Below are 22,858 nucleotides of genomic sequence, written 5' to 3'. Positions count from 1 at the left end.
ATATATCTGTGATATATCAATGAAGAGCGTATGCCGTCGCAAAAATAGCAAGAATACCGATACTGAGCGATTATCATCGATAGCGAGCTTTTGGCATGGTGTCATTCCAAAAAATGGATGGACAGAACCGGTGCGAATTGCGCGAAAATAGATCAGAGTTGTAAGCTGAGGCGAATATTAGCAGACCGGTCGGGAGCCGTGCATTTATGAATTCTGATCCAAAGGGGCAACACGACATCGTCATCGTCATCGTTGGAGGCGGGATCGTGGGTGTGGCCACCGCTGCATTACTGGCCGAAAAAGGTCGCGATGTTCTTGTGATCGACCGCAGCGGCATCTGCGAGGAAACAAGTTCCGGCAATGCCGCCGCCCTTGCATTTTCCGATATTCTACCAATGGCATCCAAAGGCGTCATGCGCAAGGTTCCCGGTTGGCTGATGGATCCTCTTGGGCCGTTTTCGATCCGGCCTTCCTACTTCCCGAAAATGATCCCTTGGCTTTACCGTTTCTGGCGTGCGAGCAGTGTGGAAGCACTTGAAAAGACGACAGTCGCTCAGGGCAATATGATGCGCCTTGCCGAGAGCGAGATGCTCGGGCTGATTGATCGTGCTGGTCTGCGCGATTGTCTGCGAGAAGACGGAAATCTTGAACTTTATGAAAGCGAAACAGAGCTTGCTGCGTCGCAACCCGGATGGGATGTGCGTGAGAAGGCCGGTATTGCTTATGAACATGTGCGCGCGAGCCGATTGAAGGAATTGCAGCCGGGTCTTGATGCGCGATTTGTGGCTGGCACCTTTGTTCCCGGCTGGAAGAATGTCAGCGATCCAAAACTGTTCGGTCAGGCCATCTGGGCCTATGCGGAGAGTAAAGGTGCGCGCTTCCTGCAGGCGAAGGTGGTAAATGCACAAAAGCGCAATGATGGTGCGGCTGTTCGCCTTGATGATGGTATGGAAATCAACGCATCGCACCTTGTGCTTATGGCGGGTGCGTGGTCGAAGGATATCGCCCAAGGGTTTGGCGATGCGGTGCCTCTCGATACGGAGCGCGGCTATAATACGACACTGCCGGTTGGCAGTTTCGATGTGAAGCGGCAGCTGACTTTTCCCGGTCATGGCTTCGTCATCACGCCAATGGCAACGGGTTTGCGCGTGGGTGGTGCTGTCGAATTTGGAGGCCTTCAATTGCCGCCAAACTTTGCGCGCTCAGCTGCGATGCTGAAAAAAGCCTCGATGTTTTTGCCGGGACTGAAGACAGAGGGCGGGCGACAGTGGATGGGCTATCGTCCTTCGCTGCCCGATTCCATGCCAGTTATCGGCCGCGCATCCTCAGGTGGCAATATTTACTATGGTTTCGGCCATGGTCATCTGGGTCTCACACAATCGGCAGCGACAGGGAGAATTATCTGTGATCTCATCACAGGTTTTGCGCCTGTCATCAATATTGAACCATTCAAGCCACAACGTTTTCGGAACTGACCACCATGGCAAGACATTCTTTCTTTTGCATCGACGGACACACATGCGGTAACCCAGTACGTCTGGTGGCTGGCGGTGGCCCGAACCTTGAAGGTTCCAACATGATGGAAAAGCGCGCACATTTCTTGCGCGAGTATGATTGGATCCGCACCGGTCTCATGTTCGAGCCACGCGGACATGACATGATGTCTGGCTCCATCCTCTATCCACCGACACGTCCGGATTGCGATGTGGCAGTGTTGTTTATTGAAACGTCGGGCTGCTTGCCGATGTGTGGCCATGGTACCATCGGCACCGTGACCATGGCGATCGAACAGGGGCTTGTGACGCCCAAGACGCCGGGAAAGCTCAATCTAGATACGCCTGCGGGGCTTGTGTCCATTGAATATGAGCAGAACGGTCAATATGTGGACCGCGTCCGTCTCACCAATGTTCCGGCCTTCCTTTATGCGGAAGGGCTGGAAGTGGAATGCCCCGATCTGGGGCCTCTCAAAGTAGATGTCGCATATGGCGGAAACTTCTACGCAATTGTTGAGCCGCAAGAAAATTACACGGACATGCAAGATTATTCCGCGTTGCAGTTCATTGCCTGGAGTCCGGTGCTGCGCGAGCGTTTGAACGAGAAATATAATTTCCAGCACCCTGAGCTTCTGGACATCAATCGTCTGACACATATTCTCTGGACGGGAAAGCCGACGCACCCTGAAGCTCACGCACGCAACGCAGTTTTCTATGGTGACAAAGCGATTGATCGTTCGCCTTGCGGCACCGGCACTTCGGCCCGAATGGCGCAGCTTGCGGCCAAAGGAAAGCTGAAACCAGATGATGATTTCGTGCATGAATCCATCATTGGATCGCTGTTTCACGGTCGGGTGGAGCGTGCTGTGGAAGTGGCTGGAGGCAGCGGAATCATCCCGTCCATTGCTGGTTGGGCACGCATGACAGGCTACAATACCATCTTCATTGATGACCGCGATCCGTTTGCGCACGGATTTACTGTTGCGTAAAACCGGTACGGTAGGCAAAAATAGGGGGAAACTCCCTATTTTTTGTCTGTGACGCAGTGGGGAAACTATGGAATAAACGGCCCTGGGTAGGAGAAAAATATATATACAGGGCCCTTCTTAGGGGACATAACTAGTTTGTGGAGGAAGGAAGTCATTAGTCTTTTGTCTGAGACAAAAGGGGCTTGCATTCCTTTATACAGCCGTTAGGTGTAATTATCCGGGAAAAAATGAAGTCGCACGAAATAATGATGCGGCAATAAAACCGGGTAGAGTAAAATGGGTGGCTTCTAGATGGAATATTTCTTCCAGCAGGTGATCAACGGGCTCGCGCTCGGGTCGATCTATGGCCTGATCGCCATCGGCTATACGATGGTCTACGGCATTATCGGCATGATCAACTTTGCGCATGGCGATGTCTTTATGCTCGGCGCCTTTATGGCGCTGATTGTTTTTCTAATCATCACAACATTCATAGGAGCGCTGCCGATCGCGCTCATGCTGCTTCTTATGATGGTTGTCGCAATGGTGCTGACGGGGCTCTGGAGTTGGACGATCGAACGGGCGGCCTACCGGCCTCTGCGTGGGTCGTTTCGCTTGGCGCCGTTGATTACAGCAATCGGTATGTCCATTGCATTGTCCAACTTCGTTCAAGTGACGCAGGGACCGCGCAACAAGCCGGTGCCACAGTTGCTCAACGGCTCCTACAGTATCTTTGGAACCGATGTGACGATCTCGCTTAAGCAGATTGTGGTCATTGTGGTGACGGCGGTTCTGCTGACGATCTTCTGGTATATCGTCAACCGTACATCGCTTGGGCGTGCGCAGCGTGCCTGTGAACAAGATCGTAAGATGGCGGCACTTCTCGGCATCAATGTCGACCGCGTGATTTCGCTGACCTTCGTTATGGGTGCGATGTTGGCTGCTGTCGCCGGTACGCTTTATCTCTCCTTCTACGGCGTGATTTCGTTTGCTGACGGGTTCATCCCCGGCGTCAAGGCGTTCACTGCTGCTGTTCTGGGTGGGATTGGCTCACTGCCGGGTGCTGTTGTCGGTGGTCTGCTGATCGGTCTCATTGAGGCATTGTGGTCGGCTTATTTCTCGATCGATTACAAGGATGTTGCTGCGTTCTCGATCCTCGCAATCGTTCTCATCTTCATGCCGTCCGGCATTCTTGGCCGTCCTGAAGTCGAAAAGGTGTAATCATGGCCGTACAAACAGGTTCACGCCCGGATTCCCTTTTTGCCCGGGCTATTCGTGAAGGGTTCATTGCCGGTCTTGTGGCATTGGGGCTTTTCATTCTGATCGTCGGTTTTAAAACCGAACAGAATATCAACAATGAGCTGGTGCTGCAGCAGCGTTGGGGAGCGCTCGCGATCCTCGTTGCGATGGCTGCTTTCGGGCGCTTTGGCTTTATCGCCTTCCTGCAGCCCTGGCTTGAAGCACGAAAGTTTGCGAAAGCGAGCCGCCCGACGGTTGCAGCCGGAAGCCCGTCTTTCTTCCGCAGGCATTTTTCGCAGTTCGGCGTCGTGTTTCTCTTCGTTTACCCGATCCTGATCGTCGGCATGCTTGGTTGGCAGGGATCGCTTAAGTGGGTCGATAACTTTGGCGTTCAGATCCTTATCTATGTGATGCTAGCATGGGGCTTGAATATCGTGGTTGGCCTCGCTGGCCTACTTGATCTGGGGTACGTCGCTTTTTACGCGGTGGGTGCTTATTCCTACGCGCTGCTTTCTTCTTATTTCGGCCTGTCCTTCTGGATGCTGTTGCCGATTGCAGGCATTCTGGCTGCAACGTGGGGCGTTATCCTCGGTTTCCCGGTCTTGCGTCTGCGCGGAGACTATCTGGCTATCGTGACGCTGGCATTCGGTGAAATCATCCGGCTTGTGTTGATAAACTGGACGGATCTGACCAAAGGAACGTTCGGTATTTCCGGCATTGCCAAGGCAACCTTTTTTGGTCTGCCTTTCAATGCCAGCAAGGATGGCTTCGCAGCATATTTCGGTCTGACCTTCTCGGCCGCCCACTACAAGTTCTTCCTTTACTATGTGATCCTCATTCTCGCCCTGATCACAGCTCTGGTCACGATCCGTCTTCGCCGCATGCCTGTGGGTCGTGCATGGGAAGCACTGCGTGAAGATGAAATCGCCTGCCGTTCGCTCGGGATCAACACCACCACGACCAAACTCACTGCCTTTGCGACGGGTGCGATGTTCGGTGGTTTCGCCGGTTCCTTCTTTGCTGCCCGTCAGGGCTTCGTAAGCCCTGAATCATTCGTGTTCCTTGAGTCCGCTGTCATTCTCGCCATCGTCGTTCTGGGTGGCATGGGGTCGCTTGTCGGTATCGCCATTGCTGCGATTGCGATGATCGGTGGCACGGAAATCCTGCGCGAGATGGGCTTCCTTAAGGCCATCTTCGGTCCAAATTTCACGCCTGAACTCTACCGCATGCTGATCTTCGGCCTTGCCATGGTGGTTGTCATGGTCTGGAAACCACGCGGATTTGTCGGAAGCCGAGAACCAAGCGCGTTCCTTAACGAGAAGAAGATGGTGTCGGGTGCCTTTACCAAGGAAGGGCATGGCTGATGGCGGAGACAAAAAATATGGCTGGCAATGGTTCGAAAGACACCATTCTTACAGTTGAGCATCTGTCGATGCGCTTTGGCGGTCTCGTCGCAATCAATGATCTGAGCTTCGATGTGAAGCGCGGGGACATCACGGCGATCATCGGTCCGAACGGTGCGGGCAAGACGACTGTCTTCAACTGCATCACCGGCTTCTACAAGCCGACCGGCGGTATGCTGACGATGAACCGTAATACCGGCGAGAAGTTCCTTCTAGAACGCTTGCCTGATTTCAAGATCACGCAAGTGGCACGTGTCGCCCGTACATTCCAGAACATCCGCCTGTTCTCAGGTCTGACAGTTCTGGAAAACCTCCTTGTCGCACAGCACAACACGCTGATGCGCTCCTCGGGCTATACGATCCTCGGACTTCTTGGGCTGCCGGGCTACAAGAAGGCTGCCAAGCAAGCGGTTGAAAAAGCCCGTTACTGGCTCGAAAAGATCAACCTCATTGATCGTGCGGACGATCCGGCCGGTGATCTGCCTTACGGCGATCAGCGTCGCTTGGAAATCGCCCGTGCCATGTGCACCGAACCCGAAATCTTATGCCTTGATGAGCCTGCGGCTGGTCTTAATCCGCGAGAATCAGCTGAACTCAACAAGCTGCTGCTCGATATCCGTAAGGAAACGGGTACGTCGATCCTGTTGATCGAACACGATATGTCGGTGGTTATGGAAATTTCCGATCACGTGATCGTACTTGAATATGGCACAAAGATTTCTGACGGTTCGCCGGAAAAAGTGCGTAACGATCCACGCGTTATTGCAGCTTATCTTGGTGTCGATGATGATGAGATTGCCGAGCTGATCGAAGAAGCTGACAAGCCGGGTACCGGCGATCCTGCAGACTTTATCGCAACTCAGCTTGCTGTAGAGGCAATTGAGGAAGAAAAAGCTGAGGAAGCCGTTCGTTTTGCAGGCGGATTGGCAGCCGCGCGTGACGGGAAGCCTGACAATCTGACGCTCATCAAGGGCATCGGTGAAGTCAACGAGAAGAAACTCAACGAGCACGGCATCTATCATTTCGATCAGATTGCTGCCTGGACTGAAGCCGACATCGTTCAGGCTGAAACCTATCTCGAGTTCGACGGTCGCATTGCCCGCGAAGACTGGGTGGGGCAGGCAACCCAGCTTGCTTCTGGTCAGGCAACCGAGTTTTCAGCGCGTGTTGAAGCCGGTGATGTTCCAACGAGCCATAAGACTGCTCCCGCAAAGGTAGCCAGAACCCCTAAAGGCACAAAGAGCGCCAAAGCTCCGGCAAAGCCCAAGAAGGGAGCTGAATAATGACGGCTGAAACCATGCAAATAAAGCAACCGCTTCTGGCCGTCGAAAAGGTCGAGACCTATTACGGCAACATCCGTGCGCTCAAGGGTATCGACCTGACTGTCAACGAAGGTGAAATCGTAGCGCTTATTGGCGCCAACGGTGCTGGCAAGTCCACGCTGATGATGACCATCTTCGGTTCCCCGCGTGCGCGCACAGGCCGTATTCTCTTCGGAGGCAAAGACATCACGTCGATGCCGCCACATGAGATCGCAAAGCTCCGGATCGCGCAGTCGCCGGAAGGTCGCCGTATCTTCCCGCGCATGACTGTTCTTGAAAACCTTCAGATGGGCGCCAGCCTCGATCACCAGCAATATTTCGAAGAAGATGTTGCGCTGATGTTCGATCTATTTCCGCGTCTGAAAGAGCGTATCACACAGCGTGGCGGGACTCTTTCAGGTGGCGAGCAGCAGATGCTGGCAATTGCGCGTGCACTGATGGCGCGTCCGAAGCTTCTGCTTCTTGATGAACCGTCGCTGGGCCTTGCTCCCCTGATCGTCAAGCAGATCTTTGAGGCGATCAAGGAGCTTAACCGTACGCAGGGCTTGACCGTGTTTCTCGTCGAACAGAATGCCTTTGGTGCGCTGAAGCTTGCGGATCGCGGCTATGTTATGGTCAATGGATCAATCACGATGAGCGGCGCGGGCCGCGAACTGCTGGCTGACCCGGAAGTGCGTGCTGCCTATCTCGAAGGCGGAAGGCATTAAGGAGAAAAATCATGCAGGGAATTCTCTACGAAGAACCGTCATTCTGGTTGTTTTTTCTCATCACCTGTCTTCTGGGCGGTTGGGCGGCCTGGATGACCGGTCGTGCCTGTGCGCAGACCTGGCGGACTTATCCGCAGCTGCTGCTCTATCTCATCCCTTTGGGTGCAGCGGTCCGGTTCATCCATTATGCCTTGTTTGAAGGCACGCTGCTTTCGCTGCACTATTATCTGGTTGATGTGATTGTGCTGATGATCATCGGCACGGTCGGGTTTCGTTATACCCGCACCAAGCAAATGGTGCGCCAGTATAACTGGCTTTATGAAAAAGCTTCGCCTCTCAGCTGGAAGGCAAAATAATTCAAAGCTTCGCCGTTACGCGGCGGAGCTTTTTTAAAAAGATCACGCTGAAAAACAGGTTCAGCGTAGATATTGCTGGCTAATCAGCAAGATAATAAGGCGATGCAAAAACATCGTTTCGGGGTAACTATAATCGGGAGTTCAAGTAATGAAGAAATCGCTTTTCTCAGGCGTTGCTCTTGCAGCGGTGATGGCTTTCAGTGGCTCGGCTTGGGCAGATGTACTGTTGGGCATCGGCGCACCGCTGACCGGTCCAAATGCTGTTTATGGTGCTCAGATTCAAAAGGGTGCTGAAGCGGCAGTCAAGGAAATCAACGATGCCGGCGGCATCAATGGCGAAAAGATCGCGATCTCGCTCGGTGATGACGTTTCGGATCCGAAGCAGGGCATTTCGGTTGCCAACAAGTTCGCTGCTGACGGCGTAAAATACGTTATCGGCCACTTCAACTCCGGTGTTTCGATTCCGGCATCTGAAGTCTATGCTGAAAACGGCATTCTCGAAATTTCACCGGCAGCAACCAACCCGGTCTATACAGAACGCGGTCTGTGGAACACGTTCCGTACCTGCGGCCGTGACGATCAGCAGGGCATCGTTGCCGGTCAGTATATCTTCGACAACTTCAAAGATGCCAAGATTGCTGTGATCCATGACAAGACACCTTATGGTCAGGGTCTTGCCGACGAAACCAAGAAGAAGCTTAACGAACTTGGCGCAAAAGAAGCACTTTATGAAGGCGTAAACGTCGGTGAAAAAGACTTCTCCGCTCTTATCGCCAAGATGAAGCAGGCTGGTGTGACGGTTGTTTACTGGGGTGGTCTCCACCCAGAAGCTGGTCTCATCATCCGCCAGCTCGCTGATCAGGGTCTGAAAGCCCAGTTCATCTCGGGCGACGGTATCGTGTCGAACGAACTGGCTTCGATCGCAGGTCCTGCTGTTGAAGGTACGCTGAACACGTTTGGTCCGGACCCACGTAACGCCCCAGCCAATGCTGAACTCGTCAAGAAGTTCCGCGATGCTGGCTTTGAACCAGAAGCCTATACGCTCTACTCCTATGCAGCGGTGCAATCTCTGGCAGGCGCAGCTAAGGCTGCTGGCAGCAATGACCCACAGGAAATTGCCAAGGCTCTGCGAGAAAAGGGTCCATTCCCAACCGTTCTGGGCGATCTTGCTTATGATGAGAAGGGTGATCCCAAACTCCCAGGTTACGTAATGTATAAGTGGGAAAAGGGTGCTGACGGGAAATATAATTACATCCAGCAGTAATATTCATTCAGAATTGTTGCGTTAAGCTAAAGAATGCCCGGACATGTGCCGGGCATTTTTATTTCATAAAATCTATAGTCGCATGAAGTCATGCGAAAAAAGCATCATAATTAGATAATAATGTGGGTAGACAAGCGCAACATAAGCCATTCTACCTATCACAACGATATTGTTCGGTGTAAATCACGGTGAGCAATTTGTTCCCTGGAGGAGGGGTGAGGGCATGTCGCGATCTGATTAAGACAGCGCAACGCTCTGACATTTTGAGTTTACGCGCATCTTTTCCGAAAGCCGTTTCACTGTTTTCGGGGGCGCTCTAATGGGAGTAATTGAAATGAAGAAGTCCTTATTCTGTGGCGTGTGCTTTTCTGCTCTTGTTGCGATGGGCGGAGCGTCTTTCGCTGATGTGCAGCTGGGCGTTGGTGCGCCCTTGACCGGCGGTCAGGCTGCCTACGGCGACCAGATCAAGCGTGGCGTTGAAGCGGCTGTCGCAGAAGCAAATGCTAAGGGCGGCATGAATGGAGAGCAGATCACCATCGTTTATGGCGACGATGCTGCCGACCCACGTCAGGGTATTTCGGTTGCAAATAAGTTCGTCGGCGATGGCGTGCAATTCGTAATTGGTCATTTTAATTCTGGTGTCAGCATTCCGACATCGGATATTTATGCTGAAAACGGCGTACTGATGATTGCGCCAGGCACCACCAATCCGACCTTCACCGAGCGGGAATTGTGGAACACTTTCCGCACCTGCCGTCGCGACGACCAGCAGGGCATCGTTGCGGGCAAGTACATTGCCGACAATTACAAGGACGGCAAAGTCGCAATTCTGCACGACAAGACGCCTTATGGTCAGGGTCTTGCCGATGAAACGAAGAAGTCACTTAATGCCAATGGCAAGGAAGAGACGCTCTACGAAGGCATCAATCAGGGTGACAAGGATTTCTCGGCTCTGATCTCCAAGATGAAGGCCTCAGGCATCACTGCCGTTTATTGGGGCGGCATGCATCCGGAAGCAGGCCTGATTATCCGCCAGATGGCCGATCAGGGCCTGAAGGCTCAGTTCATTTCGGGTGATGGCATCGTGTCGAACGAACTGGCCTCTATCGCTGGTGATGCAGTGTCGGGTGTTCTGAACACATTTGGTCCAGATCCGCGTGACGACGCAGCGAATGCCGATCTGATCAAGGCGTTCCGCGACAAGGGGTTTGAGCCTGAGGCCTACACCTTCTATGCATATGCGGGTGTTCAATCGCTGGTGGATGCGGCCAATGCGGCCGGAAACAATGACCCGCAGTCAGTTGCCGAAGCCATGAAGAGCAAAGGTCCGTTCAAGACCGTGCTGGGCGATGTATCCTATGATGCAAAGGGTGATCCAAGCCTTTCTCCTTATGTCATGTTTGAGTGGCGCAAGGGAGATGACGGCAAGTATAATTACTTCCAGAAGAAATAAGGCTGATTGAGGCAGACTCAACTGCCAATGGGGTGCTGAACAGTGTTCAGCTTGCTGAATGTATTATTTATTCAGTAACATTGTGCAGATTGCCTCATATATTAGCATATTTTGCTTCAAATTTCAGCAGATTGCCCGACTTTTGGTCGGGCATTTTGTTTTTATCTCCTGATTGCACAGTTTGTTTGCGCTGGCCCATTTTGCGGGTTAAGCAAAGGCACATTTTTCATTGCAGCCTGGGAGACCTGCCTTGTCCATACGTAAAATACTGGTCGCCAATCGTTCAGAGATTGCCATCCGCGTGTTCCGTGCAGCCAACGAGCTTGGCATAAAAACGGTTGCGATATGGGCTGAGGAAGACAAACTTTCGCTGCATCGTTTTAAAGCGGATGAGAGCTATCAGGTCGGTCGCGGACCGCATCTGGAGCGCGATCTTGGGCCAATCGAAAGCTATCTGTCGATTGATGAAGTGATCCGCGTAGCCAAGATTTCGGGCGCGGATGCCATTCATCCGGGCTATGGCTTGTTGTCGGAAAGCCCTGAGTTTGCCGATGCTTGTGCTGAAAACGGTATTATCTTCATTGGCCCGAAGCCTGAAACCATGCGTCGTCTTGGCAACAAGGTGGCCGCGCGCAATCTCGCGATCGAGATTGGCGTTCCGGTTGTACCTGCAACTGATCCGCTGCCAGACGATATAGCAGAAGTAAAGAAGCTTGCGGCCAAGATCGGTTATCCTTTGATGCTGAAAGCGTCATGGGGCGGTGGTGGTCGCGGTATGCGTGCGATCCGTGCCGAGGAAGATCTGGCGCGTGAAGTGACGGAAGCCAAGCGCGAAGCCAAGGCAGCGTTCGGCAAGGATGAAGTCTATCTCGAAAAGCTCGTCGAACGTGCGCGTCACGTCGAAGTGCAGATTTTGGGTGATACGCATGGCAATGCGGTTCATCTTTATGAGCGTGATTGTTCGATCCAGCGCCGTAATCAGAAAGTGGTGGAGCGTGCGCCTGCGCCTTATCTCAACGATGCGCAGCGTCAGGAACTGGCCGGACATGCGCTCAAGATTGCGCACGCAACCGATTACATCGGTGCTGGCACGGTCGAATTCCTGATGGATGCCGATACGGGCAAGTTCTACTTCATCGAAGTGAACCCGCGTATTCAGGTCGAACATACCGTTACGGAAGAAGTGACGGGCATCGATATCGTCAAGGCGCAGATCCATATTCTGGAAGGTTTTGCGATTGGTACGCCAGAATCGGGTGTGCCTGAGCAGAAAGATATTCGTCTCAACGGTCATGCGCTGCAGTGCCGTATTACGACTGAAGACCCTGAGCACAACTTCATTCCTGACTATGGTCGCATTCAGGCCTATCGCTCGGCATCGGGTTTCGGCATTCGCCTTGACGGCGGCACGGCTTATTCGGGTGCGGTCATTACCCGCTATTATGATCCGCTGCTGGTGAAGGTGACAGCTTCTGGTTCGACACCGCTTGAAGCGATCCGCCGTATGGATCGCGCGCTGCGCGAGTTCCGCATTCGCGGCGTTGCGACGAACCTTACTTTCGTGGAAGCGATTATCAATCACCCAAGCTTCCTGGCGAATGACTATACAACGCGCTTTATCGACACGACGCCTGAACTTTTCACCCATATGAAGCGTCAGGATCGTGCGACCAAGCTTTTGACCTATGTGGCTGATGTGACCGTCAATGGTCACCCGGAAACCAAGGGTCGCGCCGAGCCGTCGAAAGATGCCGCAACGCCGGTATTGCCGTGGTTTGGTGATCGTCCGGTAGTGGATGGCACCAAGCAGTTGCTCGACAAGCTTGGGCCGAAAAAGTTTGCCGAATGGATGCGTAATGAAAAGCGCGTTCTCATGACCGACACGACGATGCGTGATGGCCATCAGTCTTTGCTAGCTACCCGCGTGCGTACCTATGACATTGCGCGTGTGGCAAATGCCTATGCACAAGCACTGCCGAACCTCTTCTCGCTTGAGTGCTGGGGTGGTGCGACCTTTGACGTGTCGATGCGCTTCTTGACGGAAGATCCGTGGGAGCGTCTGGCAATGGTGCGCGAAGGTGCGCCGAATATCTTGCTGCAAATGCTGCTGCGCGGCGCCAATGGCGTTGGCTACAAGTCTTACCCGGACAATGTGGTGAAGTATTTCGTGCGTGAAGCTGCACGTGGCGGCATGGATATCTTCCGCGTGTTCGACAGCCTCAACTGGGTTGAAAACATGCGCGTGTCGATGGATGCTATTCTGGAAGAGGATAAGCTCTGCGAAGCAGCCATCTGCTATACAGGCGATATTCTCAATCCGGACCGCGCCAAATACGATCTTAAATATTACGTCGATCTGGCCAAGCAGGTTGAAAAGGCCGGCGCGCATATCATTGCACTGAAGGATATGGCGGGGTTGTTGAAGCCCGCGGCTGCACGTGTGCTTTTCAAGGCGCTGCGTGAAGAAACCGATCTGCCGATCCATTTCCACACCCATGATACGTCGGGTATTTCGGCGGCAACGGTGCTTGCAGCGGTTGATGCAGGTGTCGATGCAGTTGATGCGGCGATGGATGCCTTCTCCGGCAATACCTCACAGCCGTGCTTGGGATCAATTGTTGAAGCACTGCATGGAACGGAGCGTGATCCGGGTCTTGATACGGAAACGATCCGCCGCATTTCATTTTATTGGGAAGCAGTGCGCAATCAGTATGCGGCCTTTGAAAGTGATCTCAAGGGACCTGCTTCGGAAGTTTATCTTCATGAAATGCCGGGTGGTCAGTTCACCAACCTCAAAGAACAGGCGCGTTCGCTTGGCCTTGAAACCCGCTGGCATGAAGTGGCCCAGGCCTACGCCAATGTGAACCGCATGTTTGGCGATATCGTCAAGGTCACACCATCCTCCAAGGTGGTGGGAGACATGGCGCTGATGATGGTCTCTCAGGACTTGACCACGGCAGATGTCGAAAACCCGGACAAGGACATTGCTTTCCCGGATTCGGTTGTTTCGATGATGCGCGGTGATCTCGGTCAGCCGCCTTCGGGTTGGCCAAAGGCACTTCAGAAGAAGATCCTGAAAGACGAAAAGCCGTTCACTGTGCGCCCGGGCTCGCTGCTTCCGGTTGCTGATCTTGATGCAGAACGCAAGTCGGTTGAAGAGACTGTTGGCCGTGAAATCAGCGATCAGGAATTTGCTTCCGCGCTGATGTACCCAAAGGTCTTCACGGACTATGCTGCGGCACAGGAAAATTATGGCCCGACCAGTGTTCTGCCAACGCCGGTTTACTTCTATGGCCTGAAGCCAGAAGAAGAAGTCTTCGTTGATCTGGAACGTGGCAAGACGCTTGTTATCGTCAATCAGGCGATGAGCGAGACGGATGAGAAGGGCATGGTGACCGTGTTCTTCGAGCTCAATGGTCAGCCGCGCCGCGTAAAGGTGCCAAACCGCGCCAAGGGTGCGTCAGGTGGCGTCAAGCGCAAGGCAGAACTGGGCAATGACAAACAGGTCGGCGCGCCGATGCCGGGTGTTGTGTCTACTGTTGCTATCTCGCAAGGGCAGAGTGTGAAGGCAGGCGATGTGCTGCTTTCTATTGAAGCCATGAAGATGGAAACGGCTCTTCGTGCCGAACGCGATGGTGCAATTGCCGAAGTTCTGGTCCGCCCCGGTGAGCAGATTGATGCGAAGGATTTGCTCATCGTTTATAACGACTAAGCTCGCTTATTTTACTGATCGAACAACGCCGCGTCCTGCAAAGGGCGCGGCGTTTTGGTTTTGGTTTGCGTCATCACAAAAATCTGGTATGCACGTTTGTACCGATTCATGCGTGTTTATGCATGTTAATAGGAAGGCGATTATGACCGAGCTTTTATTGCATGAAAGACAGGCGCACATTCAGGCGCTGCTCGACCAGTCAGGGCGTGTGCTGGCGAGTGAGTTGGCTGAGTCTTTTGGCGTATCGGAAGACACGATCCGCCGCGATCTGCGCGAGATGGCGGCTGCAGGTCTTTGCAAGCGTGTTTATGGTGGTGCGCTGAAGGCAGCACCTTCTTACGCGCCGCTTGTTGAGCGCGATGGCGAAAGGCCAGAGGCGAAAGCAGCGCTTGCTACGGCTTTGGCCGGATTGATCGAACCGGATACAACAGTGTTTCTGGATTCGTCGTCAGCCAACCTTGCCCTCGCCCGTTTGCTGGTGGATCGCGGCGATCCGCTGACTATTGTCACCAACACGCCGTCCATCGCTGCTATCCTTCTGCAATCAGAAAACATTGATGTGGTCATGATAGGCGGTTCTATCGATCGCCGCGTCAGTGCAGCTGTTGGCGCCCGTGCTCTGCGCGATGCAGAACTGGTGCGGCCTGATCTTTGCGTGCTGGGTGCCTGCGGTATCGCTGCAGAAATAGGTGTAACGGCGCTTCATCTCGAAGATGCAGAATTCAAGCGGGTGATTGCAGGTCGCAGCCGTAAAGTTGCCCTCGCTATCACGACAGAAAAGCTTGGTACGGTTGCTGCTCACGATGTCGTCTCACTTGATGATGTGAGTGTCATGGTTGTCGAAGACGATGTGGATGAAGATGTGCTTGCGCCTTATACGGCGTTAGGCCTGAACATAGTATGCGCGGCACAGGGCCGTAACTGAGGACCAAATGGAACAGACTGCCGGACGAAATGATGTGCTGAATGACCGTGCGCCTATCGTGACCAGAGAGCGTATCGCTGTGGCGCTGCTCTTTTTGATGAATGGCTATATCTTTGGCGGCTGGGCACCGAAAATTCCCGAATTTGCAGGGCGTCTCGGGCTCGATACCAGTGGTATGGGATTGATGATTCTCGTCTTCGGTGTTGGCTCTCTGTCGATGATGCCGGTGGCCGGTGCACTGTCTGCGCATCGCGGTTCGGGCGCGGTCGTCAAGCTATTTGCAATCGGACTTATCCCCGCTTTGCTGATTATTGCGCTTGTGCCGAATATCGTCACAGCTGTGATTGTCATGTTCTATTTTGGCGGCATGATCGGTGCGATGGATGTCGCAATGAACGCCAATGCAGTCGCCGTTGAGAAGAACATGCGCCGGGCCATCATGTCGTCCTGCCATGCATTCTGGAGTCTTGGTGGTCTGATTGGGGCAGCAACGGGCGGCTTTCTCATCGCGCATGTCGGCTCGACTATTCATGCGCTGATTGCGACCGTTGTGGCAGCAGGATTGCTGATTTTTGCATGGTCTTCGATTGTCGCGGACAAGTTTCATCATCCAAGCGGCGAGAAGCAGAAGCTGGTGCTGCCACGCAATGCGCTGCCATGGCTGGTCGGCATTATCGCTTTGTTCTCGATGATCCCGGAGGGCGCGATACTTGATTGGGGTGCATATTATCTGCGCGATGAAATGGGTGCGTCAGTGACGGTCGCTGGTTTCGGCTTCGCAGCCTTCTCCATGACTATGGCGATCATGCGCTTTGCAGGCGATATCGTCCGTGACCGTTTCGGCGCGATCAACACGCTACGCTTCTGCACCTCGATTGCGATTGTCGGCATGGTGATCGTCGGACTGTCGAGCCACCCTTACGCGGTGATCTTTGGCTTTGCCATTTGCGGTATCGGCATTTCCAACATGGTGCCGATAGCCTTCTCGATTGGCGGCAATCTGCCGGGCATCAATCCAAGTGTTGGCCTGTCGATTGCCACCACCATGGGCTATTCCGGTATGCTGGTTGCGCCTTCGCTGATCGGCTTTGTCGCCAAGCATAGCGGTTTCAGTATTGTGTTTTTGGCACTGCCTGTTCTGTTGCTGGTCGTTCTCGCGTTTTCAGGACTGGCGAAGTATGCGGATAGTTCACACTAAAAGCATTTCCCACAAAAGTGCGAAGCGGTTTTACGCAGGATAATGCGATGGAAAAAATGCATCGAGCGGTTATTGCTCGATGTTATTCAGCGGTCCAGCCGCCCTCGACTGGCAGGGCGGCACCGTTGATCTGTGCTGCTGCGTCCGTTGCAAGGAAGGCTGCAAGCGCGCCGATCTGGGCGGTGGTCACAAATTCCTTCGTCGGCTGTTTATCCAGCATGACTTCGCGGATTACTGTTTCCCGATCCATGTTATGGGCTTTCATCTGATCGGGGATTTGCGCTTCGACAAGCGGGGTCAGCACATAGCCGGGGCAGATGGAATTGGCCGTGATTCTGTCAAGGGCAAGCTCAAGTGCCAGCGTTTTTGTGAAGCCGACAATGCCGTGCTTTGCTGCCACATAGGCCGACTTGAATGGCGAGGCGACAAGTCCATGGGCCGATGCGATGTTGATGATCCGGCCCCAGCCAGCTTTCTTCATATGAGGAATTGCAGCCGCTGACGTGTGGAACGCCGAGGTCAGGTTGATCGCAATGATCCGGTCCCATTGCTCGGTCGGAAACTCTTCGACCGGTGCCACATGCTGGATGCCGGCATTGTTGACGAGGATATCGGCACTGCCCAAGGCTTCCACGCTCTTTTCAATCAGCGTGCGGCAGTCATCAGCTTTGGACATGTCGGCGCTGACATAGATCACGCTTACGCCATGTTCTGCGGCGATTGTTCTTGCTAAATCGTGGTCTTCGCTGCGGTCCGTGAACGAGTTGATCACAACATTGTGCCCAGAGCCTGCGAGCGCGTGGGCAATGCCAAGCCCGATGCCTGAATTGGAACCGGTGATAATCGCGGTTTTGCGGGCATTCGCATTTGGCATGTTTCAATTCCTCCCATTTGACGTGCAACTCATCCGAAAACCGCTTTACACTTTTCAGGATGCACTTTGAATTCTTCGTATAATGAGGAGGCGACAAGGCGTCGGCAAGTGATTATATAACAACAAAGCGAGGCGGTCAGGCGTTGACAATTGCGCCTTGCTACGCCACCTGAAAGCAGGCCCGTACCAAGAGCAGTTCCCGATGCGTGAAATATGGTTTCCATCGGCAATTGCGGCAGGACAAAAGAACAGAGCACAATGTCTTCCGAGACCGTCAGCTATTTTTCGCATCCATTTCCCCGTCGCCAATCCGTTGGCGTGAGCGTTGGCGGAGTTATCGTTGGCGGCAGCGAACCGGTTGTTGTCCAGTCGATGACCAATACCGATACGGCTGATATCGATGGCACAGTAGCGCAGGTTGCAGCCTTGCATCGCGCGGGTTCCGAGATTGTGCGCATCACGGTGGATCGTGATGAATCCGCTGCTGCCGTTCCAAAAATTCGTGAACGTCTTGAACGCCTCGGCATGAATGTGCCGCTGGTCGGAGACTTCCATTATATCGGCCACAAGCTACTCGCCGATCATCCGGCCTGTGCGGAAGCGCTCGCAAAATATCGCATCAATCCGGGCAATGTCGGCTTCAAGGACAAGAAGGACAAGCAGTTCGCCGATATCGTCGAAATGGCAATCCGCTACGACAAGCCTGTCCGTATCGGCGTTAACTGGGGTTCGCTTGATCAGGAATTGCTGACCACGCTGATGGATCGCAATCAGGCTGAGGGTGCGCCTTTGAGCGCGCAGGAAGTCATGCGTGAAGCCATTGTTCAGTCGGCACTGATTTCGGCAAATCTTGCAGAAGAAATCGGTCTTAGCCGCGACAAGATCATCCTGTCGGCCAAGGTCAGTCAAGTGCAGGATCTGATCGCCGTTTACACAATGCTTGCACAGCGCTCCGATCATGCACTGCATCTCGGTCTCACCGAAGCGGGCATGGGTACCAAGGGGGTCGTCGCATCGTCTGCTGCCATGGGTATTCTGCTTCAGCAGGGCATTGGCGATACGATCCGTATCTCGCTGACGCCAGAGCCGGGCGGCGACCGCACGCGTGAAGTGCAGGTGGCACAGGAACTGCTGCAGACCATGGGCTTCCGTCAGTTCATTCCGATTGTTGCCGCGTGTCCGGGTTGCGGACGCACGACCTCAACCGTGTTTCAGGAACTGGCGCAGAATATTCAGGACGATATTCGTCGCAGTATGCCTGTCTGGCGCGAGAAATATCCGGGTGTGGAATCGCTTTCGGTGGCCGTCATGGGCTGCATTGTCAATGGTCCGGGCGAATCGAAACATGCCGATATCGGCATTTCGCTTCCCGGAACGGGCGAAACGCCGTCCGCACCGGTCTTTGTCGATGGCAAGAAGGTTACGACGCTACGCGGACCTGAGATTGCCGCTGATTTCCAGAAGATGGTTGCCGAATATATCGAAAACCGTTTTGGGCTTGATCGGAAGATCGCTGCTGGTCAGAACTGATTTCAGTTTGATACTGGGCGCGTTGCGACCTCCGGCATTGATTTGCGGGTTGCTGCCCAGAATATGAGCGTGAATAGGCTGATGCTTGCACCAAGCAGAGAAACGCCGTTCCAGCCTGCATAGGCATAGATCCAAGTTGAAATTGCCGAACCACTGGCGCTGCCGATGGAATAAAAAACCATATAGGCAGCAGTCAGTCGATTTTGCGCGTCTGGACGCACGCGATAGATCATTGCCTGATTGGTGACATGTACGGCCTGAAGCCCGAAATCAATTACCAGTACGCCTATAATCAGCCAGAGTAACGAATGCCCAAGCAGAGCAATCGGCAGCCATGAAACCAGCATGAGTGTAAGCGCTACGCCAGTCATACGTTGGCCGTGCCCGCGGTCGGCGGCGCTTCCTGCACGTGAAGCAGCAAGCGCGCCTGCAGCCCCTGCAAGACCAAACAAGCCGATTTGCGCATGGCTCAGTTCGAATGGCGGCGCGCTCAGGGGCATGACAAGTGGTGCAAGCAGCGTGGTGATGTCCGCAAAGATCAGCATCGCGATGATTGCACGAATGCGCAGTACTGGCTCTGCTCGGAAGAGCGTTATCAGTGAAAGGATAAGGGTTGGGTAGGAGACGCTCGCCGCCTGGCGATGCTGTTGCGGCAGGCTGCGCCAGAGAAGAAGCGAGATCAGCAAGGTCAGTGCTGCAGAACTGAGATAGACGCTGCGCCAGCCGCCAATGTCGGTAAGCGCTCCGGCTATGGCGCGCGCCAGCAGTATACCGAGCACGATGCCGCTTGTGACAATACCCACCACATGACCACGCCGTGCGGGATCTGCGAGACTTGCCGCATAGGCTACAAGCGCCTGAGTAACGACAGCCAGAAGGCCCGTCACGGCCATTGCCAGGAGAAGTATGCCCGCACTTCCTGCGAAGCCAATGGCGAGCAGCGATAAAGCTGATAGCAGGAAATGAGCGATAATCAGCTTGCGTCGGTCGAAAAGATCGCCAAGAGGCACTAAAAAAATGAGGCCGATTGCATAGCCAATCTGGCTGGCGGCGACGATTAGGCCTGCGGTCGAACGCTTCAGTCCCATATCATCTGCCATCACATCAAGAAGCGGATGCGCGAAATAAACATTGGCCACTGCTAGGCCGCTGGCGATGGCGAATAGCAAAAGTGTCGCTTTAGAAAGCGCAGGGCGTGCGAGGTCATTCACAGCAGACGGTGCTGCTGCGTCAACGGAGGACGTCATGATTGGCTCCTATAAATGGTTTTAAAATGAAACCATTTTGCTTTTAGCTCGATTGGTTTTATATTGCAACCAAGTTGCAATGCATGGAGTAAACATGGTTCGCAAGAAGAGCCTGAAAGGTGACTATTGCCCAAGTGCGCGCGCGCTTGATGTGATCGGGGATTGGTGGTCGCTGCTGATCGTACGTGAAGCATTTGACGGCGTAACGCGCTTCAGCGCTTTCCAGAAGAACTTGGGTATAGCGCGCAACATACTCGCCGAGCGGCTACGTAAACTGACCGGTGAAGGGATTCTGGAATCAGTGCCCGATCCCAAAGGTGGCGCGCATCAGGAATACAGGCTCACAGCCAAGGGGCGTGATCTGTTGCCAGTCGTCGTCGCCTTGCGGCAATGGGGAGAGAACTATCTTTTCTCGCCTGATGAGCCGCATTCAAAGCTGGTCGATACGGCAAATGGTAAAGGTGTCGCGCAGCTGCAAGTTCGCGCACTTGATGGTCGCCCGCTCTCGGTCGATGACGTTGCCATCATCAAGGTGCGCGAAGAGGACATATAAAACTTTGTTTTTGACACGCATCTTGTCCGAAAACTGGTTCCCACTTTTCGGGATGCGCTCTAGTTTCTTTTAACTAACGCATGTTCGCGACCGCTAAATGACGCCATTTGAGCGCGAGATGGTTTAGCTCTGGCGTTCTGCGATGAAGCGGGCAGCCTGCTTGAGAATAGTCGCGTCGTCGGCAAAAGGCTCGAGTAGGCTCTCGGCCTGAGCGACAAGGCCGGATAGCTGCTTGCGGGTCCAGTCAATGCCATGAAGCGCCACGAGTGTGGCTTTGCCAGCGGCGGCGTCTTTGCCGGTTGCCTTGCCCATAGCCGCCGCATCTGCGGTCACGTCGAGAAGATCGTCGGCGAGTTGGAAAGCAAGGCCGATTGCCGAGCCGAATTCGGCCATACGCTCACGGTCCTCGCGTGATGCGCCTGCAATGATTGCGCCCGCTTCACAGGCAAAGCGGATCAGTGCTCCGGTTTTCATCGCCTGCAGGGTTATAATGCCTGCTTCATCTGGCTTGTTATCTTCCGCCATCAGATCAAGCGCCTGACCGCCAGCCATGCCACCAACGCCGGATGCACGTGCGAGCGCCGATACAAGCTGGATGCGAATATCGGCAGGCAGATCGGTTTCGTCTGAAGCCACAATGTCGAACGCATAGGTCAGCAGGCTATCGCCCGCGAGTATGGCTGCAGCTTCATCATAAGCTTTGTGTACGGTTGGCTGGCCGCGCCGAATGTCGTCATCATCCATCGCCGGGAGATCATCATGGACAAGCGAATAGCAGTGAATGCATTCAAGCGCCGATGCAACGCGCAGGACCGCATCGCCGTGTTTGCCGAACAGGGCCGCACTCTCGACGACGAGGAAAGGGCGCAGCCTTTTTCCGCCGTTCAGCACGCCGTGGCGCATGGCTGCAAGCAGTCGCTCCGGGCGAGCCACTTCTCCAGTGCGCAAACGAAGATCCAGAAGCCCGACCAGCATTGTCTCGACTTCGAGCGCACGCAGGTTCAGGGATTGAGCAAAATCGACAGACACGTTTTCCATGCAGAAGGGGATGGACGAAAGCGCTGAATTGGTCAACTGGGCACAACGATCAGCACAGGCTTTTTCATCAAGCGGTCATCAAACGGCAAGTTTGTAGCAAGGACTGGTTGAATTTGGTGTTCGAATACCGCCACCGGCTTATGGAATCGGGTTCATTATTGTTAAGGAATAGTTTATGTCGCTTGAAAGGGATTAACGGGCGGTGGAAGTGGCAAAAATCATTCTCAAGAGCAAAGATGGGCGCAATTACTTGGCTGATCCCGTTTGGGGTGGCAGAATTGCCCTTATGCTCAAGATTTTGGTGGCACTTGCTATTCTTCCGCTTTTTCTGATCCTGATCTATTCGGTTCCCTTTGTGCGCCCGATTTCGACTTTGATGGTCAAGGATTATGTCCTCTTACGGGATGTCGACCGGCAGTGGGTTAGCATAGAAGATGTGGCACCCGTTCTGGTGAATTCAGTCATGATGGCAGAGGACGGACAGTTCTGCAGCCATGGTGGCGTGGATTGGCATCAGCTCAGTCTGGTGCTTGATAACTCGGGCGAGGGTGGCCCGAGCCGTGGGGCCTCTACCATCACCATGCAGACGGTGAAGAACCTGTTTCTCTGGAACGGGCGTTCCTATGTGCGTAAAGGGCTTGAATTTCCTCTGGCAATTGCTGCCGATGCGGTGCTTTCGAAACGGCGTATCATGGAGATTTATTTGAATATCGCCGAATGGGGGCCGGGTATCTATGGAATCGAGGCTGCAGCTCAACATTATTTCAAGCGCCCCGCATCTCGCCTCACACCTCAGCAAGCAGCACTGCTTGCCGTAACGCTTCCCAATCCTGCTCTTCGCAATCCGACTAAACCCACCCGAAACATGCAGCGCATCTCGCGCATTGTTGCCGGTCGCGCTTCACGAGCTGGTCCTTATGTGACGTGTGTGCGATAAACGCCTGGACCGGAAAAAAGATAAGACTCCGACTGGTCAAATGCCGCAAGAGCGTGTATAGGCACGTGACTTTCCGGAATTTTGTCCGATGTGACAGGCTCCTCGGGGCCGTGCCGGACGTTTGTTTATCGATCAGTGGAGCTGGATCCATGGCAGTACCAAAACGCAAAACGTCTCCGTCGAAGCGCGGCATGCGCCGTTCGGCAGACGCTCTCAAGGCCCCGACTTACGTCGAGGACAAGAACTCGGGCGAACTTCGTCGTCCGCATCATATCGATCTTAAGAGCGGTATGTATCGCGGCCGTCAGGTCCTCGAAGCTAAGGAATAAAGTCTGAAGCTGCATTGCAGCTGAAAGATGGATTTCAAAAACGCCGTTTCCGGTTTCCGGAAGCGGCGTTTTCTTTTTGAGAGTTTTGAATTACGAGGCCACTACAGCATAATTCCTTCAACTTGAATCAGTTTAACGTAAAATTATGCTGTAAATATAGAGTGTTAGAGCGACCTTTGTGCGCCCAAGAGGGCGCACGGCGCTCTAGGGTCCAGACTCAATTGAGCCACCATGTGACGATGGCAGCGATATAGCATGTGGCTGTAAAGTTCAGCATGAGCTTGTCATATCGTGTCGCGACCCTCCTCCA

At 53.8% G+C, this 22,858-nt stretch carries 19 protein-coding genes; 16 read left to right on the top strand and 3 right to left on the bottom strand.

Going from position 1 to position 22,858, the window contains the following annotated elements; all coding sequences use genetic code 11:
• Window positions 1-206 precede the first annotated feature (206 nt).
• The 12 genes from OIV19_RS18040 (at window position 207) to OIV19_RS17985 (ending at window position 16,040) form a co-directional block, all read left to right on the top strand.
• Window positions 207-1,475 (top strand): NAD(P)/FAD-dependent oxidoreductase, encoded by a 1,269-nt coding sequence (locus OIV19_RS18040; protein WP_264232623.1) that lies wholly within the window; start codon window positions 207-209, stop codon window positions 1,473-1,475.
• A gap of 5 nt (window positions 1,476-1,480) precedes the next feature.
• On the top strand, window positions 1,481-2,482 hold the full coding sequence (locus OIV19_RS18035; RefSeq protein ID WP_264232621.1) for a 4-hydroxyproline epimerase: 1,002 nt from the start codon (window positions 1,481-1,483) through the stop codon (window positions 2,480-2,482).
• A 291-nt stretch (window positions 2,483-2,773) separates the two neighbouring features.
• Window positions 2,774-3,682 (top strand): branched-chain amino acid ABC transporter permease, encoded by a 909-nt coding sequence (locus tag OIV19_RS18030; protein ID WP_094505617.1) that lies wholly within the window; start codon window positions 2,774-2,776, stop codon window positions 3,680-3,682.
• Between the two features lie 2 nt (window positions 3,683-3,684).
• The gene (gene livM / locus OIV19_RS18025; RefSeq protein ID WP_095447387.1) at window positions 3,685-5,064 is read left to right on the top strand and encodes a high-affinity branched-chain amino acid ABC transporter permease LivM; all 1,380 of its coding nucleotides are present in this window, start codon (window positions 3,685-3,687) and stop codon (window positions 5,062-5,064) included.
• Between the two features lie 17 nt (window positions 5,065-5,081).
• Window positions 5,082-6,386 carry an ATP-binding cassette domain-containing protein gene (locus OIV19_RS18020; RefSeq protein WP_264232659.1) on the top strand — a complete coding sequence of 435 codons (1,305 nt, stop codon included), beginning with the start codon at window positions 5,082-5,084 and terminating at the stop codon, window positions 6,384-6,386.
• Window positions 6,386-7,132 carry an ABC transporter ATP-binding protein gene (locus OIV19_RS18015; RefSeq protein WP_095447386.1) on the top strand — a complete coding sequence of 249 codons (747 nt, stop codon included), beginning with the start codon at window positions 6,386-6,388 and terminating at the stop codon, window positions 7,130-7,132. The genes OIV19_RS18020 and OIV19_RS18015 overlap by 1 nt, the downstream gene beginning before the upstream one ends.
• Before the next feature lie 11 nt (window positions 7,133-7,143).
• Window positions 7,144-7,488 carry a DUF6867 family protein gene (locus OIV19_RS18010; protein WP_024895786.1) on the top strand — a complete coding sequence of 115 codons (345 nt, stop codon included), beginning with the start codon at window positions 7,144-7,146 and terminating at the stop codon, window positions 7,486-7,488.
• Between the two features lie 148 nt (window positions 7,489-7,636).
• Window positions 7,637-8,752: a branched-chain amino acid ABC transporter substrate-binding protein gene (locus OIV19_RS18005; protein WP_095447385.1), complete on the top strand. Its 1,116-nt coding sequence runs from the start codon at window positions 7,637-7,639 to the stop codon at window positions 8,750-8,752.
• A 334-nt stretch (window positions 8,753-9,086) separates the two neighbouring features.
• Window positions 9,087-10,205, top strand: a complete 1,119-nt coding sequence (locus tag OIV19_RS18000) for a branched-chain amino acid ABC transporter substrate-binding protein (protein ID WP_095447384.1) — start codon at window positions 9,087-9,089, stop codon at window positions 10,203-10,205.
• Window positions 10,206-10,455: 250 nt separating this feature from the next.
• A complete protein-coding gene (gene pyc, locus OIV19_RS17995; protein WP_264232614.1) occupies window positions 10,456-13,917 on the top strand; it encodes a pyruvate carboxylase in 3,462 nt (1,153 codons plus the stop codon).
• Window positions 13,918-14,035: 118 nt separating this feature from the next.
• A complete protein-coding gene (locus OIV19_RS17990; protein WP_498831062.1) occupies window positions 14,036-14,842 on the top strand; it encodes a DeoR/GlpR family DNA-binding transcription regulator in 807 nt (268 codons plus the stop codon).
• Between the two features lie 7 nt (window positions 14,843-14,849).
• Window positions 14,850-16,040, top strand: a complete 1,191-nt coding sequence (locus tag OIV19_RS17985; RefSeq protein WP_095447382.1) for an MFS transporter — start codon at window positions 14,850-14,852, stop codon at window positions 16,038-16,040.
• 82 nt (window positions 16,041-16,122) lie between these two features.
• On the opposite strand, the gene OIV19_RS17980 is transcribed toward OIV19_RS17985, so the two are convergent.
• Window positions 16,123-16,914, bottom strand: a complete 792-nt coding sequence (locus OIV19_RS17980) for a 3-hydroxybutyrate dehydrogenase (protein ID WP_264232610.1) — start codon at window positions 16,912-16,914, stop codon at window positions 16,123-16,125.
• 258 nt (window positions 16,915-17,172) lie between these two features.
• Between OIV19_RS17980 and ispG the strand changes: the two genes are divergently transcribed.
• Window positions 17,173-18,444 carry a flavodoxin-dependent (E)-4-hydroxy-3-methylbut-2-enyl-diphosphate synthase gene (gene ispG, locus OIV19_RS17975; RefSeq protein ID WP_064322460.1) on the top strand — a complete coding sequence of 424 codons (1,272 nt, stop codon included), beginning with the start codon at window positions 17,173-17,175 and terminating at the stop codon, window positions 18,442-18,444.
• 2 nt (window positions 18,445-18,446) lie between these two features.
• Here ispG and OIV19_RS17970 read toward each other — a convergent pair whose 3' ends face one another.
• On the bottom strand, window positions 18,447-19,691 hold the full coding sequence (locus OIV19_RS17970) for an MFS transporter (protein WP_264232604.1): 1,245 nt from the start codon (window positions 19,689-19,691) through the stop codon (window positions 18,447-18,449).
• Window positions 19,692-19,785: 94 nt separating this feature from the next.
• Between OIV19_RS17970 and OIV19_RS17965 the strand changes: the two genes are divergently transcribed.
• Window positions 19,786-20,244: a winged helix-turn-helix transcriptional regulator gene (locus OIV19_RS17965; RefSeq protein WP_264232602.1), complete on the top strand. Its 459-nt coding sequence runs from the start codon at window positions 19,786-19,788 to the stop codon at window positions 20,242-20,244.
• Window positions 20,245-20,367: 123 nt separating this feature from the next.
• On the opposite strand, the gene OIV19_RS17960 is transcribed toward OIV19_RS17965, so the two are convergent.
• Window positions 20,368-21,282 (bottom strand): polyprenyl synthetase family protein, encoded by a 915-nt coding sequence (locus tag OIV19_RS17960; RefSeq protein WP_095447977.1) that lies wholly within the window; start codon window positions 21,280-21,282, stop codon window positions 20,368-20,370.
• A 208-nt stretch (window positions 21,283-21,490) separates the two neighbouring features.
• Here OIV19_RS17960 and mtgA point away from each other — a divergent pair, with 208 nt between their 5' ends.
• Window positions 21,491-22,219: a monofunctional biosynthetic peptidoglycan transglycosylase gene (gene mtgA, locus OIV19_RS17955; RefSeq protein WP_264232600.1), complete on the top strand. Its 729-nt coding sequence runs from the start codon at window positions 21,491-21,493 to the stop codon at window positions 22,217-22,219.
• A 149-nt stretch (window positions 22,220-22,368) separates the two neighbouring features.
• A complete protein-coding gene (gene rpmF, locus OIV19_RS17950; RefSeq protein ID WP_006467787.1) occupies window positions 22,369-22,548 on the top strand; it encodes a 50S ribosomal protein L32 in 180 nt (59 codons plus the stop codon).
• Window positions 22,549-22,858: the final 310 nt, after the last annotated feature.

The sequence above is a fragment of the Brucella sp. HL-2 genome (assembly GCF_025846885.2).
GTDB classification, from domain to species: Bacteria; Pseudomonadota; Alphaproteobacteria; order Rhizobiales; family Rhizobiaceae; genus Brucella; species Brucella quorumnocens.
This window is presented reverse-complemented; position numbering and strand designations above follow the sequence as displayed.

Coding starts and splice junctions, on each gene's coding strand:
- OIV19_RS18040 (WP_264232623.1), top strand. CDS start 207: ATGAATTCTGATCCAAAGGGGCAACACGACATCGTCATCGTCATCGTT.
- OIV19_RS18035 (WP_264232621.1), top strand. CDS start 1,481: ATGGCAAGACATTCTTTCTTTTGCATCGACGGACACACATGCGGTAAC.
- OIV19_RS18030 (WP_094505617.1), top strand. CDS start 2,774: ATGGAATATTTCTTCCAGCAGGTGATCAACGGGCTCGCGCTCGGGTCG.
- livM (WP_095447387.1), top strand. CDS start 3,685: ATGGCCGTACAAACAGGTTCACGCCCGGATTCCCTTTTTGCCCGGGCT.
- OIV19_RS18020 (WP_264232659.1), top strand. CDS start 5,082: ATGGCTGGCAATGGTTCGAAAGACACCATTCTTACAGTTGAGCATCTG.
- OIV19_RS18015 (WP_095447386.1), top strand. CDS start 6,386: ATGACGGCTGAAACCATGCAAATAAAGCAACCGCTTCTGGCCGTCGAA.
- OIV19_RS18010 (WP_024895786.1), top strand. CDS start 7,144: ATGCAGGGAATTCTCTACGAAGAACCGTCATTCTGGTTGTTTTTTCTC.
- OIV19_RS18005 (WP_095447385.1), top strand. CDS start 7,637: ATGAAGAAATCGCTTTTCTCAGGCGTTGCTCTTGCAGCGGTGATGGCT.
- OIV19_RS18000 (WP_095447384.1), top strand. CDS start 9,087: ATGAAGAAGTCCTTATTCTGTGGCGTGTGCTTTTCTGCTCTTGTTGCG.
- OIV19_RS17990 (WP_498831062.1), top strand. CDS start 14,036: ATGCATGTTAATAGGAAGGCGATTATGACCGAGCTTTTATTGCATGAA.
- OIV19_RS17985 (WP_095447382.1), top strand. CDS start 14,850: ATGGAACAGACTGCCGGACGAAATGATGTGCTGAATGACCGTGCGCCT.
- OIV19_RS17980 (WP_264232610.1), bottom strand. CDS start 16,914: ATGCCAAATGCGAATGCCCGCAAAACCGCGATTATCACCGGTTCCAAT.
- ispG (WP_064322460.1), top strand. CDS start 17,173: ATGTCTTCCGAGACCGTCAGCTATTTTTCGCATCCATTTCCCCGTCGC.
- OIV19_RS17970 (WP_264232604.1), bottom strand. CDS start 19,691: ATGACGTCCTCCGTTGACGCAGCAGCACCGTCTGCTGTGAATGACCTC.
- OIV19_RS17965 (WP_264232602.1), top strand. CDS start 19,786: ATGGTTCGCAAGAAGAGCCTGAAAGGTGACTATTGCCCAAGTGCGCGC.
- OIV19_RS17960 (WP_095447977.1), bottom strand. CDS start 21,282: ATGGAAAACGTGTCTGTCGATTTTGCTCAATCCCTGAACCTGCGTGCG.
- rpmF (WP_006467787.1), top strand. CDS start 22,369: ATGGCAGTACCAAAACGCAAAACGTCTCCGTCGAAGCGCGGCATGCGC.